General features: G+C 71.0%; 11 protein-coding genes. 6 read left to right on the top strand and 5 right to left on the bottom strand.

Translation table 11 applies throughout. The features are described from left to right. Positions 1-89 precede the first annotated feature (89 nt). From ACWD3E_RS00135 to ACWD3E_RS00120, 4 genes are all read left to right on the top strand, one after another. A complete protein-coding gene (locus ACWD3E_RS00135; protein ID WP_451385280.1) occupies positions 90-1,004 on the top strand; it encodes an ABC transporter permease in 915 nt (304 codons plus the stop codon). Then, positions 997-1,824, top strand: coding sequence for an ABC transporter ATP-binding protein (locus ACWD3E_RS00130; RefSeq protein WP_451385279.1), 828 nt, complete (start codon positions 997-999; stop codon positions 1,822-1,824). The genes ACWD3E_RS00135 and ACWD3E_RS00130 overlap by 8 nt, the downstream gene beginning before the upstream one ends. A 143-nt stretch (positions 1,825-1,967) precedes the next feature. Then, positions 1,968-4,163: a CDP-glycerol glycerophosphotransferase family protein gene (locus ACWD3E_RS00125; protein WP_451385278.1), complete on the top strand. Its 2,196-nt coding sequence runs from the start codon at positions 1,968-1,970 to the stop codon at positions 4,161-4,163. Beyond that, a complete protein-coding gene (locus tag ACWD3E_RS00120) occupies positions 4,160-5,824 on the top strand; it encodes a glycosyltransferase family 2 protein (protein ID WP_451385277.1) in 1,665 nt (554 codons plus the stop codon). The genes ACWD3E_RS00125 and ACWD3E_RS00120 overlap by 4 nt, the downstream gene beginning before the upstream one ends. 92 nt (positions 5,825-5,916) lie before the next feature. Here ACWD3E_RS00120 and ACWD3E_RS00115 read toward each other — a convergent pair whose 3' ends face one another. From ACWD3E_RS00115 to ACWD3E_RS00105, 3 genes are all read right to left on the bottom strand, one after another. After that, positions 5,917-7,395, bottom strand: coding sequence for a hypothetical protein (locus tag ACWD3E_RS00115; protein ID WP_451385276.1), 1,479 nt, complete (start codon positions 7,393-7,395; stop codon positions 5,917-5,919). Further along, positions 7,379-7,855, bottom strand: coding sequence for a GtrA family protein (locus ACWD3E_RS00110; RefSeq protein ID WP_451385275.1), 477 nt, complete (start codon positions 7,853-7,855; stop codon positions 7,379-7,381). The genes ACWD3E_RS00115 and ACWD3E_RS00110 overlap by 17 nt, the downstream gene beginning before the upstream one ends. A gap of 150 nt (positions 7,856-8,005) precedes the next feature. Next, positions 8,006-12,979, bottom strand: coding sequence for an NAD-glutamate dehydrogenase (locus ACWD3E_RS00105; RefSeq protein WP_451385274.1), 4,974 nt, complete (start codon positions 12,977-12,979; stop codon positions 8,006-8,008). 611 nt (positions 12,980-13,590) lie between these two features. On the opposite strand from ACWD3E_RS00105, the gene ACWD3E_RS00100 reads away from it, so the two are divergent. Continuing rightward, complete coding sequence (locus tag ACWD3E_RS00100) at positions 13,591-14,157, top strand: DJ-1/PfpI family protein (protein WP_451385273.1); 567 nt, start codon at positions 13,591-13,593, stop codon at positions 14,155-14,157. Positions 14,158-14,172: 15 nt separating this feature from the next. Here the strand turns inward: ACWD3E_RS00100 and ACWD3E_RS00095 are convergent, their stop codons facing one another. Continuing rightward, positions 14,173-14,841 (bottom strand): HAD family hydrolase, encoded by a 669-nt coding sequence (locus tag ACWD3E_RS00095; protein WP_451385272.1) that lies wholly within the window; start codon positions 14,839-14,841, stop codon positions 14,173-14,175. Positions 14,842-14,899: 58 nt separating this feature from the next. Further along, the gene (locus ACWD3E_RS00090; RefSeq protein ID WP_451350407.1) at positions 14,900-15,412 is read right to left on the bottom strand and encodes a DUF6912 family protein; all 513 of its coding nucleotides are present in this window, start codon (positions 15,410-15,412) and stop codon (positions 14,900-14,902) included. Between the two features lie 446 nt (positions 15,413-15,858). Here ACWD3E_RS00090 and ACWD3E_RS00085 point away from each other — a divergent pair, with 446 nt between their 5' ends. Next, positions 15,859-16,440 carry an Rv3235 family protein gene (locus ACWD3E_RS00085; RefSeq protein WP_451386461.1) on the top strand — a complete coding sequence of 194 codons (582 nt, stop codon included), beginning with the start codon at positions 15,859-15,861 and terminating at the stop codon, positions 16,438-16,440. The last annotated feature ends 53 nt before the right edge of the window (positions 16,441-16,493 follow it).

Here is a 16,493-nt window from a genome sequence, read left to right as displayed (position 1 = left end):
GAACCGTAAGGAAACACGGGGCGACCGAACGACCCGCGTCGGCGGAAGCCGGGCGCGGCACCCCCTCCCCCCGAGCGAAAGCAGCGGATGTGAGCCAGGTCCTCCACACACCGCCTCCGACCCAGATCCCGGCCGAAGACGACCTCGCGGCGCTGGCCGCCCGGCACGGCCTCTCGGTCAGCGGCGCCCGCCCCTCCCTGCCGGAGTACGTCCGCCAGCTGTGGGGCCGACGCCACTTCATCACCGCCTTCGCCACCGCCAAGCTCACCGCCCAGTACAGCCAGGCGAAGCTCGGCCAGATCTGGCAGGTCATGACCCCGCTGCTGAACGCGGCGGTCTACTACTTCATCTTCGGTGTGCTCCTGGGCACCAGCAAGGGCGTTAAGGACTACATCCCGTTCCTGGTCACGGGCGTGTTCATCTGGACGTTCACGCAGAGTTCGATCATGGCGGGCACCCGCGCGATCTCGGGCAACCTCGGCCTGGTCCGCGCCCTGCACTTCCCGCGCGCCGCCATGCCGATCTCCTTCTGCCTCCAGCAGCTCCAGCAGCTGCTGTTCTCGATGACCGCGCTGGTCGTGATCATCCTGTCCTTCGGCATCCCGGTCACCCCCCGCTGGCTGCTCGCGATCCCCGCGCTGATCCTGCAGTCCGTCTTCAACGCGGGCGTGTCCATGATCATGGCCCGGTGGGGCGCCAAGACCCCGGACATCGCCCAGCTGATGCCGTTCGTGCTGCGCACCTGGATGTACGTGTCCGGTGTGATGTGGAGCATCAGCAAGCTCACCAAGAAGGACAACCTGCCGCACTTCGTCACCGTCGCGCTGGAGACCAACCCGGCCGCCGTCTACATCGACCTCATGCGGTACGCGCTGATCCACAGCTTCCGCGGCAACCAGCTGCCCCCGCACGTGTGGGCGGCAGCCACCGGCTGGGCCCTGCTCGTCGGCATCGGCGGCTTCATCTACTTCTGGAAGGCTGAGGAGACGTACGGCCGTGGCTGAGCAGACCCCCGCGAACACCGAGAAGATCCCCACCGTCGTCGCCGACGGCGTCGACATCGTCTACCGGGTCAACGGCACGGGCGCCGGCCGCGGTTCCGCCACCGCCGCCCTCAACCGCATCATGCGCCGCCAGCAGACCGAGAAGGCGTCCGGCGTACGCCGGGTGCACGCGGTGAAGAAGGTCTCGTTCGTCGCCTACAAGGGCGAGGCGATCGGGCTCATCGGCACCAACGGCTCCGGCAAGTCGACCCTGCTCAAGGCGGTCGCCGGGCTGCTGCCCGTGGAGAACGGCCACATCTACACCCACGGCCAGCCCTCCCTGCTCGGCGTCAACGCGGCCATGATGAACGACCTCACCGGCGAGCGGAACGTCTACCTCGGCGGCCTCGCCATGGGCATGTCCCGGGAGCAGGTCAAGGAGCGCTACCAGGACATCGTCGACTTCTCCGGGATCCAGGAGAAGGGCGACTTCATCACGCTCCCCATGCGCACGTACTCCTCCGGTATGGCCGCCCGTCTGCGCTTCTCCATCGCCGCCGCCAAGGACCACGACGTCCTGCTCATCGACGAGGCCCTCGCGACCGGCGACCGCTCCTTCCAGATGCGCTCCGAGGAGCGCATCCGCGAACTGCGCGAGCAGGCGGGCACGGTGTTCCTGGTCAGCCACAACAACAAGTCGATCAGGGACACCTGCGAGCGCGTACTGTGGCTGGAGCGCGGCGAACTGCGCATGGACGGCCCCACCGAGGACGTCATGCGGGAGTACGAGGCCTTCACCGGCGACAAGACGGCGAAGAAGCCGGCCGCCAAGAGCACCTGAGGGAACGCAACCGGGGGCTCGCGAAGAACCTCTTACTCCCTGAGTCGTTCTCTTACTTCGGGGCGGTTATCCCTTTCATCCGTCTAACAGCAGTATGTTATGAAAGGTCGCCCGGAGTCGACGAGCCGAAGGAGTCCTCACAGATGCCCCAACTCAGCATCATCATCTACGGGCCGAACGCCCAGGGGCATCTGACCGAACTGCTGGACTCGTTGGAGGCGCGCCCGCTCCCCGACGCCGAGGTGATCGTCGCCGCGGTCGGCGACTGGGCGCGGGAGACCGCCGAGGGGCACGCCCCGGAGATCGTCGTCGTGCCCCTGCCGGACGGCACCACCGACGCGGCGGCCCGGTCGGCCGGCGCCCGCCGCGCGACCGGCCGTTGGCTGCACTTCGTGCACGCCAAGGACGGCCTGCCGGCCGGCGCGCCCCGGCTGCTCGCCGAGCGCGCGGCGGAACTGCCCGACACGGTCGACGTCCTGCTCTTCGACCACGTCACCACCACCTGGCAGACCGCCACCGCCCCCTCCCGCGACGGCCGGCGGCTCGCCGCCATCGGCCGCACCGACCTTCCGCTGGACGAGGCGGCGAACCTGCTGCGCCTCACCCCCTTGCTCGGCAACCGCGCGCTGCGCGCCGAGTTGTGGCGGGCGCACGAGGAGCGGCTCACCACCGACGACGAACCGTACGCCGCCCACGCGGCCCTCCTGCTCGCCGACCGCGTCGCCTGCCTGAACCAAGCGGCGTACGAAGACCGCAGGTTGCGCCCGGAGAGCCTGCCGCCGCTCGCACCCGAGGACCGGTTCGCGAGCATCGACCGCTACGAGGACCTGCTGCCGCTCGCCCGCGACCGGCGTACCGTCCGCGGGGTCCTGTACGACCTGATGGTCCGCGACCTGGTGCGCGTCTTCGCCGGCGAGAACCTGCCCGACGCCGTGGCCCGCGAGTTCTTCCGCCGCGCCTCCCTGGCCGCCGTCCGCTGGCGCCCGGAGGGGCATCAGCCCCCGGGCGGCTTCGAGGGCATGCGGCACTCCCTGCTCGAAGAGGGCGCCTACAACAAGTACCGCGCCCTCCAGGCCGCCAACCGCGGCCGCCGCGCGGCGAAGAAGGCGGTACGGGAGCGCAAGCGCCAGGTGGGCGCGAAGGTCCGCGACCTCCAGTACCGCCGCGCGCTCAGCCGCCCGGTCAACCCCAACCTGGCCGTGTTCTCCGCCTATTGGGACCGCGGGGTCTCCTGCAACCCGGCCGCGATCGCCGCCAAGCTCGCAGAACTCGCCCCGCACATCCACCCGGTGTGGGTGGTCGGCAAGGAGAACGCGGCCCTGCTGCCGCCCGGCACCGACCACGTGATCCCCGGCACCCGCCGCTACTGGGAGACCCTGGCCACCGCCAAGTACCTGACGAACAACGTCAACTTCCCCAACGGGATCATCAAACGCCCGGACGCGATCCACCTCCAGACCCACCACGGCACCCCGCTCAAGCGCATGGGCCTGGACCAGATGGAGCACCCGGCCGCCGCCCAGGGCCTGGACTTCGTCGCCCTGCTGGCCCGTGTCGACAAGTGGGACTACAGCGTCAGCGCCAACAGCCACTCCACCCGCATGTGGGAGCGCGCCTACCCGGCCCGCTTCACCTCGCTGGACTACGGCTATCCGCGCAACGACGTCTTCTACAGCGCCACGGCGGCCGACGTCCGCGCCGCCCGCGAGCGCCTCGGCATCGCCCCCGGCAAGAAGGCCGTGCTGTACGCCCCCACCCACCGCGACTACGAGGCCGGCTTCACCCCGCGCCTCGACCTCGCCGCCCTCGCCGACCGCCTCGGCGAGGACACGGTGCTGCTGGTCCGCGCCCACTACTTCTACGGCGGCTCGGCCGCCCCGCTGAGCGGCCTGCGCCGCTCCGGCCGGCTCGTCGACGTCTCCTCCTACGACCCCGTCGAGGAGCTGTGCCTGGCCGCCGACGCGCTGGTCACGGACTACTCGTCCATCATGTTCGACTACGCCAACCTGAACCGCCCGATCGTCGTCTACGCCGACGACTGGGAGACGTACTCCACCACCCGTGGCGTCTACTTCGACCTGCCGTCGGAAGCCCCCGGCAAGGTCGCCCGCACCCAGGAGGAACTGGCGGAGATCTTCACCTCCGGCGCCTGGCGCGACGAGTGCGCGGCCAAGAACCTGGCCACGTTCCGGCGCCGGTTCTGCGAGTACGACGACGGGCGCGCCGCCGAGCGGATCGTACGCCGCGTCTTCCTCGGTGAACCCGAGGAGGCCCTGCCACCCGTACTCCCGCTCGAAGAACGCACCCCCGCCCCGACCCCCGAGGAGGCCACGGCATGACGACGCCCGACGTCACGGTGACGGTCATCGTGTACAACGACGCGGCCCGGCTTCCCCGCGCGGTCGCCTCGCTGCGCGCGCAGACCCACGCAAACATCGAGATCATCATCAGCGACGACCACTCCACCGACGAAACGCCGTCGGTGGCACGGGAGCTGGCCGCCCAGGACGACCGCATCCACTATCTGCGGCTGCCGGAGAACAGCGGCGGGTGCAGCGCCCCGCGCAACCGGGCCGTCGAGATCGCCCGGGCGCCGTACCTGATGTTCCTCGACAGCGACGACGAACTCCCGCCCCGTGCGGTCGAGTTGCTGCTGGCCGCGCACCGCGAACGCGAGGTGGACTTCACGATGGGCGCGGTGCAGCGCCTGCGCGTGGACACCGGGCGCCGCACGACCTGGATGCCGCACCTGGTCGCCGAGCACCGCACGGTGGAGGGCATCGACGCCGACCCGCGGCTGCTCTTCGAGCACCTCTCCACCAGCAAGATGTACGCGCGCTCCTTCCTGGACCGCCACGAACTCCGCTTCCCCGAGGGCATCCACTACGAGGACCAGCTGTTCTCGGCGCAGGCGTACTGCCTGGCGAAGGCGTTCACGATCATCCCGGACCCGGTGTACGTGTGGTACATCGAGCCGTTCGCGGCGGAGGCAGCGGCCTCCATCTCGAACCAGCGGCACAAGATCTCCAACGTCCGCGACCGCGTCCATGTGCAGCGCATGATCGACGAGTTCCTGGTGAGCAGCGGGCACGCGGGGCTGCGCGAGGACAAGGACTTCAAGTTCCTCAAGCACGACTTCCGCATGTACGCCGGCGACCTGCCCTACCGGGACACGGAGTGGCTGGAGTCCTTCGCGGAGATCATGAACCCGTACCTGGAGACGCTGGCACCGGGCGCGTACGCACGGCTGCCGCGCCCCGAACGGGTCGTACTGGAGCTGCTGCGCGACGGCCGCACGGACGACCTCCGGCTCGCGGCGCGCGGCCTGGGCTACGGGGTGGCACCGCGGCAGATCACCGTCGACGCCGACGGCGTGCCCTACTGGGGCGACAGCGTCCCCGGCTCCGACCGGGCCCGTCGTGAACTGGACGTGTCCGACCTGGAGTTGGACACGCGCCCGTTCCCGAGCGCGCACTTCCGCCACGAGATCACGGAGCTGACCCCGGGCCGGGGCGCCTCCGTCACCCTCGCCATCCGCACGTTCGACCCCGGCCTGCGCCTGCCCGTGGGCCCCCAGCGGGCCGCTCTGCTGCTGACCCCCGGCGGCCGTCGCATGACGATCCCCTTCCGCCTCGACCCGGTCCGCCCCGGCCTCTTCGAAGGCAGCGTCACCCTGGACCTGGCCGCGGCCCCGATCCCCGTCCAGGGCTTCGAGGGCGTACGCCACCCTCTGGTCCGCCTGACCCAGCAGGGCCTGTCCCACTCGGGCATCCTCCTGGCCCCGCTGGAGTTCCCGGCCGCGACCGCCCAGATCGACTACCGCTCCGGCACGGCCCCCCACAAGGTCACCCTCGAACCGGAGGGCCGCACCCCCGGCCGCCTCCAGATCCGCTGGCTCCCGGTGGGCATCACGGCCCGGATAATCCGCCCGACGGTCCGCAAGCTGGCGAAGCCGAAGGTGAGGAACGCGGCGAAAATGGTGCGGAGCGTTCTGAAGTAGACCGGGGGCGCCGCTGCGGTCGGTCGTAACGCCGCAGCGGCGCTGTCGTACCCGCCTGGCTGCGCCCACCCCCCGGCCGGCCGCAACGCCGGTCAGCGCACGGCTGCGTACAGCACCTGGTCGGCCGGCCCGACGGCCACCTTCCGCAGACCCGGTTCCGCGAGGGACTCGTCGCCCACGACCCACCGCACCCCGTACTCCCGCACGATGTCCCGCCGCTCAGCAGACGACGTCCCCGCCCCGAAGTACCGCGTCACCGCCGCATCCCGCCTCGCCTCGTCCGGCAGGAAGAAGTCGGGATACCCAGGCGCCACCGTGTACGCCCCGTACGCCGGAATCTGCCGGGCCGGCATCGTGCGGGCCATGACCACGTCCCCGTACTTCACCCACGGCGTGATCCAGTGGTACCCCACCCACGGCGTCCGGTACTTCGCCGCGACCGCGCCCGGCAGCGCGTGCCGCCCGACGACGTACCCGAGCGTCCCGGCCTGCGCCCACGCCCCCACGGCCAGCGCCAGGCCGAGCGCGCACGCCCAGCCCAGCCGCACCGCCCGCCGCCCGGCCGACACCGTCTCCAGCGCGGCGGCGAGCTGTGCCGGGATCAGCGCGGCGGGCAGGGCGCGGCCCCAGGAGTAGTGACCGGTCAGCCCGCCCGCGGCGAACACCAGCGCGCCGAACGCGAAGAAGAGCACCAGCGGGTCCCACCGGTCCCGCCGCAGGCGCAGGGCCAGGGCAACCACCCCCAGCAGGACCAGCCCGAACCGCGCGGCCAGGTGCTGGTACAGCGGCCGGTGGATGGCCTCGAGGTCGGCGCCCGCGGAGAACAGCCCGAAGAAGTCGTAGTACGGCCACAGCCCCAGCACCACCGCCCCCAGCCCGACCGCACCGCCGAGCCGCGGCAGCACGGACCGCGGCGGGCGCGCGGCGAGCACCGTCGCCAGCCCGCCCAGCGAGGCCACGACCCCGGTGAACTGGTGGCACAGCAGGATCAGCGCCCACAGCGCGCCCAGCCCCAGCCACACCCCCCACCGGGTCTCACCGCCGCCGCGCAGCGCCCCCGTGAGCCACGTCCAGAAGTGGAAGGAGAGGCCGAGGGCGAACACGCTCGGGTACGACACCGTCAGCGCGAGGGAGTTGAGGGAGAGGAAGCCGCTCCAGTTGAACAGCAGCGGGCCCCAGAGGAAGACCAGGCTGAGCAGGGCCAGGGCGGGCGCGGCCCGATGGGGGCTCAGTGTGCGGACGTAGCGCCACACGCCCGTGACCAGCAGCCCGAGCCCGACGAGCGCGCCCAGGCGCAGGACGACGAACACCGACAGGCCGGTGAGCTTGGCGAGGCAGCCGAGCACCAGCATCCACGGCGAGTAGTACGGGCTCGGCGTGTCGGCGTCGACCAGCGGGTTGCCGGGGTGCAGCAGGCTGTGCCGCAGCCGCTGCACGGTGGCCGCGTGCATGCCGAGGTCGCCCGCCCATGGCAGACGGACGATCACCAGGAGCAGAAGAACTACGACGAGCGCGGCGGCTGCCCCGGGCAGTGCCCGGCCGGCGCTCGCAGTGCTAGGCGCGGCGCGCATCCTGCTGAAACACCCACGTACGGTAGACGACGAAACGGAACCCGGAGGCGAGCACGATGGACAGCGCCTTGGCGGCGTTCGATGCGAACGCGCTGTGCATACCGAGGCCGTGATAACCGACCCAGAACAGGCCGCTTTCCATCACCACACCGAGACCGCTGAAGACGAAGAAGAGCACGATCTGCCGGCGGGTGCGCGAGGCGCGGTCGCGATAGGCGAAAAAGCGGAAGCCCAGGTAATTGGTCGCCATCGCGATGCAGCTGGCCAGGACCGTCGCGGCCATCGCCTGCCAACGCAGGCCGTGCAGCAGCAGGTTGAACACCAGGAAATTGACGAGGACACCGCTGCCGCCGACGACCCCGAATTTCACGACCTCCAGCACGACGCGCGTGACCGGGCGGGTCTCGGCGGGTGCGGGTGAGGTGACGGCCGGTCGGGTCTCGGTGAGGTTCACTGTCACAGCCCCGACCCTAGCCGAAAGGCGCCGATTAGCAGGAAACGGTAAATTCGCTGATCATTTTTGTCTAAGGGTCGGCAAGAAACGGAACGCCCCGGGCCGAATCACTGTCGGCCCGGGGCGTTCACACTGCCGTACGACTACGGCATACGGCTACGAATGCGTGCGCAGCAGCGTCCGCATCGTCCGCATCGCCACCGAGAGGTTGGCGAGGTCGAAGGATTCCGAACCACGGATCTCGTCCAGGGTGGTGCGTGCCCGGCCCAGGATCGCCGTGTTCTTCTCCTCCCACGCCTCGAAGCGCTGCTCGGGAGTCGAGCTGCCGTTGCCGACGGCCAGGACGTCCGCGGTGAGCGCCGCGTGGGCCGCGAACAGGTCCTCGCGGATGGAGGCGCGGGCCATGGACTGCCACCGGTCCGCGCGCGGCAGCTCGATGATGCGGTCCATCAGCTGGGTGATGTCGAGCCGGTCGGCGAGGTCGTAGTAGACCTCGGCGACGTCCAGCGGCTCCTTGCCCATGCGGTCGGCCACCGAGACGATGTCGAGCGTCGGGAAGGCGGAGGAGAACCCGGCCACGCGCGTGGCGAGTTCGTCCGGGACGCCGGCCGCGGACAGCTCGTCGTACACGTGCTGGTACCACTCCAGGTCCGCGCCGCGCAGCAGCTTCGGCAGCTGCTGCCAGACCTGCTCGACCCGCTCGCTGAAGAACTCGACGGTCTCCGCGAGCTGGAGCGGCTGCGGCCGGTTGTTGAGCAGCCAGCGCGTGCCGCGCTCGACCAGGCGGCGCGAGTGCAGCCGGATCCGGGTCTGGACGGTCGCGTCGACCTTGTTGTCCAGCTCCTCGACCGCGTCCCACACCGGCGCCGAGCGGAAGATCGCGCGGGCCGCGGTCTGGGCACGGACGATCTCCTCCAGGGAGGCCCCGGTCTCCTCGCGCAGACGGTGCAGGTACGTCGTACCGCCCGTGTTGACCGTGTCGTTGACCAGCACGGTCGTGGTGATCTCGCGGCGCAGCGGGTGGTTGTCGACCTGCTCGGCGAACCGCTCGCGCAGCGCCGTCGGGAAGTAGGCGTGCAGCAGGCCGCGCAGGTACGGGTCGTCCGGCAGCGAGGTCGCCAGCAGCTCGTCGGCGACCGTGATCTTCGTGTACGCCAGCAGGACGGCCGTCTCCGGCCCGGTCAGACCGTGGCCCTGGGAGAGGCGCTCGCGGATCTGGCGGTCGGTGGGCAGGAACTCCAGCGCCCGGTCCAGGTGGCCCTCGCGGACCATGTGGCGGATGAACCGCTGCTGCGCGTGCAGCATGTCCTTGGACTGGAAGAGGGCGTTGGCCAGGGCGGTGTTCTGCGCGTAGTTGTTGCGCAGGACCAGCGCGCCGACCTCGTCGGTCATCTCGGCGAGCAGCTTGTTGCGCTGCTTGACGGTCATGTCGCCGTCCGCGACCAGGCCGTTCAGCAGGATCTTGATGTTCACCTCGTGGTCGGAGGTGTCCACGCCGGCGCTGTTGTCGATCGCGTCGGTGTTGATCCGGCCGCCGTGCAGCGCGAACTCGATGCGGCCGAGCTGGGTCAGGCCCAGGTTGCCGCCCTCGCCGACGACCTTGACGCGCAGGTCCTTGCCGTCGACGCGGATGGCGTCGTTGGCCTTGTCGCCGACGTCGGCGTTCGACTCCGCCGACGACTTCACGTACGTGCCGATGCCGCCGTTCCACAGCAGGTCGACCGGCGCGTGCAGGATCGCCTTCATCAGGTCGGCCGGGGTCATCTTCATGACCTTGTCCTCGATACCGAGGGCCTCGCGGATGTGGGCGTTGACCGGGATCGACTTGGCGCTGCGCGGGAAGATGCCGCCGCCCGCGGAGAGCAGCTCGGTGTTGTAGTCGGCCCAGCTGGAGCGGGGCAGCTCGAACAGACGCCGGCGCTCGGCGTAGGAGGTGGCCGCGTCCGGGGTCGGGTCGATGAAGATGTGCCGGTGGTCGAAGGCGGCGACCACGCGGATGTGCTCGGACAGGAGCATGCCGTTGCCGAACACGTCACCGGACATGTCACCGATGCCGACGACCGTGAAGTCCTCGGTCTGCGTGTCCACGCCCAGCTCGCGGAAGTGCCTCTTCACGGACTCCCAGGCGCCGCGCGCGGTGATGCCCATGCCCTTGTGGTCGTAGCCGGCCGAGCCGCCGGAGGCGAAGGCGTCGCCGAGCCAGAAGTTGTACGACTGCGCGACGCCGTTGGCGATGTCCGAGAACGTCGCCGTGCCCTTGTCGGCCGCGACCACCAGGTAGGTGTCGTCCCCGTCGTGCCGGACGACGTCCTGCGGCGGGACGACCTCGCCGGCGACCATGTTGTCGGTGATGTCGAGCAGCGCCGAGATGAACGTCTTGTAGCTGGCGATGCCCTCGGCCAGCCAGGCGTCGCGGTCCACGCTCGGGTCCGGCAGCTGCTTGGCGACGAAGCCGCCCTTGGCGCCGACCGGCACGATGACGGTGTTCTTCACCATCTGCGCCTTGACCAGGCCGAGGATCTCGGTGCGGAAGTCCTCACGCCGGTCGGACCAGCGCAGACCGCCGCGCGCGACCTTGCCGAAGCGCAGGTGCACGCCCTCGACACGCGGCGAGTACACCCAGATCTCGTACGCCGGGCGCGGCGCGGGCAGGTCCGGGATGGCCTGCGGGTCGAACTTCATGGAGACGTAGTCGTGCGGCTGCCCGCCGAGCTCCTCCTGGAAGAAGTTCGTGCGCAGGGTCGCCTTGATGACGGTCAGGAAGGACCGCAGGATGCGGTCCTCGTCCAGGCTCGCCACCTGGTCCAGGGCCGCGTCGATCTCCTCGAGGAGCGCGTCGATCAGCTCGAGTCCGGCCTTCTGCCGCTCCGGGGACATCCGCGCCTCGAACAGGGAGACGAGGAGGCGGGTGGTGTGGACGTTGTCACGGAGGGTGTCCTCCATGTAGTCCTGCGAGAAGGTCGAGCCGGCCTGCCGCAGGTACTTGGCGTAGGCGCGCAGCACCATCGCCTGCCGCCAGTTCAGCCCGGCGCTCAGCACGAGGGAGTTGAAGCCGTCGTTCTCCGCCTTGCCGGTCCAGGTCGCGGCGAACGCCTCCTGGAACCGCTCGCGGCCGTCGTCGCCCAGGTAGTCGCCGTTGCCGCCGCTCAGCGCCTTCGGCAGGCGCAGCCCGAAGTCGTAGATCCAGGCGGTGGTGCGGTCGGCGCGGCGCAGCTCGTACGGCCGCTCGTCGACGACCTCCACACCGAGCCGGTTGAGGACCGGCAGGACCGCGGAGAGCGAGACCGACTCACCCGTGCGGTAGATCTTGAAGCGGCGCTCCCCGGGGGCGGCGCCCACCGGCTCGTACAGGCTGAGCGCGAAGTCGCTGCCCTTCTCCTTGCCGAGCCGCTCCAGGTGGACCAGGTCGGCGACGGCCGCGCGCGGGGTGTGGTCGGCCTTGTAGCCCTCGGGGAAGGAGTTGCCGCCGTTGTAACGGCGCAGCAGCTCGGCGGCGCGCTCCTCGCCGCACTCGGCGTTCAGCGCCTCCGCGAAGCCGTCCGCCCAGGACCGGGCGGCCTCGACCAGGCGGGCCTCGATGCGTTCCCTGTCGGAGTCCGACAGCTCGGGCAGCACGGTGCCCGGCGGGACGCGGACGACGAAGTGCAGCCGGGACAGGATCGACTCGGTGTTCCAGGCGGTGAAGTCGACGCTGATGCCGCCGAGCTCCTCCTTCAGGATGTCGATGATCCGCAGCCGGACGCCGGTGGTGTAGCGGTCGCGCGGGAGGTAGACGAGGGCCGAGTAGTAGCGCCCGTACTCGTCCTGGCGCAGGTACAGCCGCAGCCGGCGCCGCTCCTGGAGGTAGAGCACGCTCGTGACGATGGACTGCAGTTCGGCGACCGGCGTCTGGAACAGCTCGTCGCGCGGGTAGGTCTCCAGGATCTGGAGCAGGTCACGGCCGTCGTGGCTGTTGGGCGAGAACCCGGCGAGGTGCAGCACCTCGTCGACCTTGCGGCGGATGACGGGGACGCGGCGCACGGACTCGGTGTAGGCGGCCGAGGAGAACAGGCCGAGGAAGCGGCGCTCGCCGACGACGTTGCCGTCCGCGTCGAACTTCTTGACGCCGATGTAGTCCAGGTACGACGGCCGGTGCACGGTGGCGCGGCTGTTCGCCTTGGTCAGCACGAGCATCTTGTGCTCGCGGGCCTTGGCGCGGGCGTCGGCCGAGAGCCGCTCGAAGGAGGGGCTGACCGGGTGCTGGTCGTCCTCGGCGTGCTTCGGGTCGGAACGCAGGATGCCGAGGCCGGTGCCGGGCACGGCGGCGAGCGTGTCGTCGTCGCGCAGCTGGTACTCGCGGTAGCCGAGGAAGGTGAAGTGGTCGGCGGCCAGCCAGCGCAGCAGCTCGCGGGCCTCCTCGACCTCGGGGCGGGCCAGGTCGCCGGGGACGGGCTCGCTCTCCAGATCGTCGGCGAGCCGCATCGAGGCGTCCCGCATCTTCTCCCAGTCCTCGACGGCCTCGCGGACGTCGGACAGCACGCGCAGCAGATCGGCGCTGATCTGCTTCAGGTCGGCGCGGTCGGTCTCGCGGTCGGTCTCGACGTGGATCCAGGACTCGATGTGCGCGTCGTGCGGGAGCTCGCCGCCGGGCCGGGTCGGCAGGACCTCGATCAGCTTGCCGGTGAGATCGCGGCGGACGACGAACTGCGGGTGGATGACGACGTGGATGCCACGCCCCTGCCGGGTCAGCTCGTTGGTGACCGAGTCGACGAGGAAGGGCATGTCGTCGGTGACGACCTCGACCACGGAGTGGCTGGAGGTCCAGCCGTTCTCCTCCACGGTGGGCGTGTGGACCCGGACGTTCGCGGTGCCCTGGGGGCGGTTCTCGGCGAGACGGTAGTGCGAGACCGCGGCGCCGAAAACGTCGACCGGGTCGCGGTCGCTGAGGTCTTCCGGTGCGGTGTGCAGGTAGTAACGCTGGAGGAACGCGAGCACGGACTCGCTGTCCGCCGGACCAGGGGTGCCCGGCGTGCCCGCCGTGCCCTCGCCCGCGGTCCCAGTCGGTAGGTGCCCCCCGACCGGGCTGTTCTCAGCTACCCGGGCGGCCCGTTCGAGCAGCTCGGCCTTGGCTTCGTCCAGCTTGGTCTGCATTGTCCTCTGACTCCTGTCGCGCGCCGTTGCGTGACGTAGAAGGAAGTACGGTCTCTCCCCCTCCGGCCTGACGCCACGGCCCGGGATGTCCGGTCCGATCCGACGCTATGCCGCGAGGCGAGATGAGCGGGGGGTATTCGGCCATTCTCGGCAGGCCCCTCCGGGGCCCTGTCCGGTACGGCACTGCGCGTCGCAGCGTCGTGTCCCGGGCTGCCGTCGGCGTCCTGGGGGCGTCTGCGGCCCCGTCCCGCCCGCGAAGACCAGCGACCGCCGCCCGGTCACGGAAGTGTTCCGTGCTCACCGGGCGCAGGGCAGGGACGAGAGCGCCCCCGCGAACTATCGCGCTGATCACGCCACCAAGGCTATCGCCACTTACCCCGGACCCGTCATGAGCCGTATGTGTACAAAACCGAGGGGGGAACTTTGACGTTCTGCACAGCGTCCGAGTGGGGGCGGGTGGCGTATCCGGGGAGGGTGGGTGACCTGTGCGGTCCGGCCCGGTCGCGCCCGGACGCCTCCCCACGCAACCTGAAAAGCGACGGGCCCCCTTGGCAAGCACGCCCCGGGGCGGCACGTTGCCCAGGACAGTGTCCGCGCCCGGAGGAGCCGACATGCCCGCGAAGATCCTCATCGTCACCGGCGACGCAGCCGAGTCCCTGGAGGTCCTCTATCCGTACCAGCGCCTGCGTGAGGAAGGCTACGACGTCCACATCGCGGCTCCCTCCCGCAAGACGCTCCGCTTCGTCGTCCACGATTTCGAGCCCGGCTACGACACCTACACCGAGAAGCCCGGCTACACCTGGCCGGCCGACCTGGCCTTCTCCGAGGTCGACCCCGGCGAGTACGCGGCCCTGGTCATCCCCGGCGGTCGCGCCCCCGAGTACCTGCGCAACGACCCCGAGGTCCACCGGATCCTCCAGGCCTTCACCACCTCGGACAAGCCGATCGCCCAGATCTGCCACGGCCCCCTGATCACCGCCACGACCGACGCCCTGCGCGGTCGCCGTGTCACGGCGTACCCCGCCCTGGAACCCGACATGCGCACCTGCGGGGCGCACTTCGAGGACACCGAGACGGTGGTCGACGGCACGCTGGTCTCGGCCCGGGCCTGGCCGGACCATCCGCGGTGGATGCGGGAGTTCCTGACGGTACTGCGGGCGAAGGCGCCGGTGAGCTGACGTAGCCGCCCGCGGCTACGCCGCTATTCGCCCCGCCTCGGCAACCGCCTCGGCCAACGTGTCCACCACCGGCACCCCGGCACCCTCCAGACTCGCCCGGCTGTGCGACCCCCCGCTGTAGAGCACGGCTTTGGCACCCACATGCAACGCAGCGACCGCGTCGTCCGCCGCGTCCCCGATCACCACGGTCCGCGAGGGCTCCGCCACGTCCCCGAGCGCCTCCAGATGCCGCACCATGTGCTCGGCCTTACTGCCCCCCGAAGGCCCGGTCCGCCCGTCGACGCGCACAAAGTGCGGCTCTATCCCGAAGCCCCGCACCAGCGGCACGAGCTCCTTATGGCCGTACATGCTCAGCAGCGACTGGCTGTGCCCCGCAGACCGCCACCCCGCAAGCAGCTCCTCCGCCCCCGCGGTCAGCGAGCACCGCACCCGGTGCTCGCTGTAGTACCGGTGGAAGACCCCGTCCATCAGCTCCCACTCGGCGTCCGACGGCAGCCGCCCGAGCAGCCGCTCGTAGAACTTCGGCACCGGCACGCAGTACAGCTCCCGGTACTGCTCCAACGTGATCGGCGCGAGCCCCAGCTCGGCGAAGGCCGCGTTCGTCGCCCCGATGATCGCGTCATTGTCGTGGAACAGCGTCCCGTTCCAGTCCCAGACGATGTGCGCGCTTACCTGCATCCCCATGCCCAAAACCGTACCGGCCGCCACTGACAATCACGGCGGCAGGCCGCTTCGGCGCAGGTCAGGCCAGTCCGACGAGGTTCGGGATCTCCTGCGTGGCGTACCACAGCAGCTCATGGTCGTCGGCCCCGTCCACGACGAACTGCGCGTCGTCGTCCCCGCCGTCGGCCGCCTCCAGCGCCTGCGCCGCCGCGGTCACGTCGTCCTCCGCGTCGTCGGCGTCGACATGCACCGCCGCCGCCTTCGCGAGCGCCACCGTCCCGGCCACGGTCACCTCGCCGAGCGCGGACGGGTCGAGCCCGCGGCCCGGGTCCGCCGTGGCGGCACCGTCGGGCACGTCGACGGCGACCACGACCCGGCGCCGGGCCGCACCGGGGTCGGCCGCGAGCAGCCGCAGCGAGGCGAGCGCGGCCCGGCTGAGCGCCGCGTACTCCAGTTCCTCGATGTCGTCGGAGAGGTACCACTCGCGCAGCCCCGGCGTGACGGCGTAGGCGGTGAACGGGCCGGTCCCCAGCTCGCCCGTCTTGTACGCCTCGGCGAGAGCGGGGAGGGTCAAGGGGACGTAGACGCGCATGGCTGGCCGCTCTTTCCTGGTCAAAGGCTCCGCTGAGGCCCCGGGGAGGCGGCTGGCGCGTCTCCCGGAGGGCCTTCAGGATACGTGCGGCCGTCCCCTTTCGAGCCCCTGTCCACGCCCCCGCCGGCGTCCACCCGGTGCCGCGTGACTCACCCGGTCCCGCCGCTCCACGCAAGGCCTGGCGCCCCCGCCGCCCCTCGGATAGGTGAACGTGTCCGGCCCTCTCCCGCCGGCCCTGCCTTCCTTGCCGCCGCCGCGCCCGCCCCCGTAGAAGTGCACCACCGCAAGTTACCGCCCGGTATGTCCCGGGCCCTCCGAACGGGGACCGCATGAACAAGGTCATGAGCCGCACGGACAACGCGACGGGCCGCGCGGACAGCGTTATGAGCCGCACGGACAGCGTCATGAGCCGCACGGACAGCGTCATGAGCCGCACGGACAGCGTCATGAGCCGCACGAACCCGCTCATGAGCCGCACTCCCCAGCCCCGTCCCCGCCGCCGTCCGCCGACCCGCCACGACACCCGCCGTCCCGGCGGCGCCCCGCCCCGCACCCCGGCCAGGGGCAGCACCGGAGCCCCGACGGCACCCGCACCGCAGACCACACGCCCGGCCTCCGCCCCCGCCTCCGCCCCCGCGCGCCCGACGCCGGAGACGGCCCGTACGGCGCCCGGAACCGCCGTACGGCAGCCACGGCCCACCGACCTCTTCGCGGACCGCCTGCTGGCCGTCCTGAGCGGTCAGCGCCCCGTCCACTGGATGCTCCGGCACACGGCGGGCCGCGCCTACGACGACCTCGCCCGCCTCGCCGCCCGTGGCCCCCTGCGCACGCGCGGCACGCGCCCCGTCGTCCACGACATCGGCTACTTCATCCCCCGCACCGGCGCCATCGAGGCCTTCGCCCGCATCGCCGCCGGCGACCAGTTGCGCGCCCTGGCCTTCCGCCTGGAACAGGGGCCCGACCTCCGCTGGCGCTGCACCGCCGTCGAGACGGGCGGCCCACGGCCCGCACGCAGAGACGACGACTGACGACGACCAGGGACGTCTCCGACGCAGAAGGGCCGAGCCCCCGAACGGAGACC

This window comes from Streptomyces sp. NPDC002676, assembly GCF_053592455.1.
This window is presented reverse-complemented; position numbering and strand designations above follow the sequence as displayed.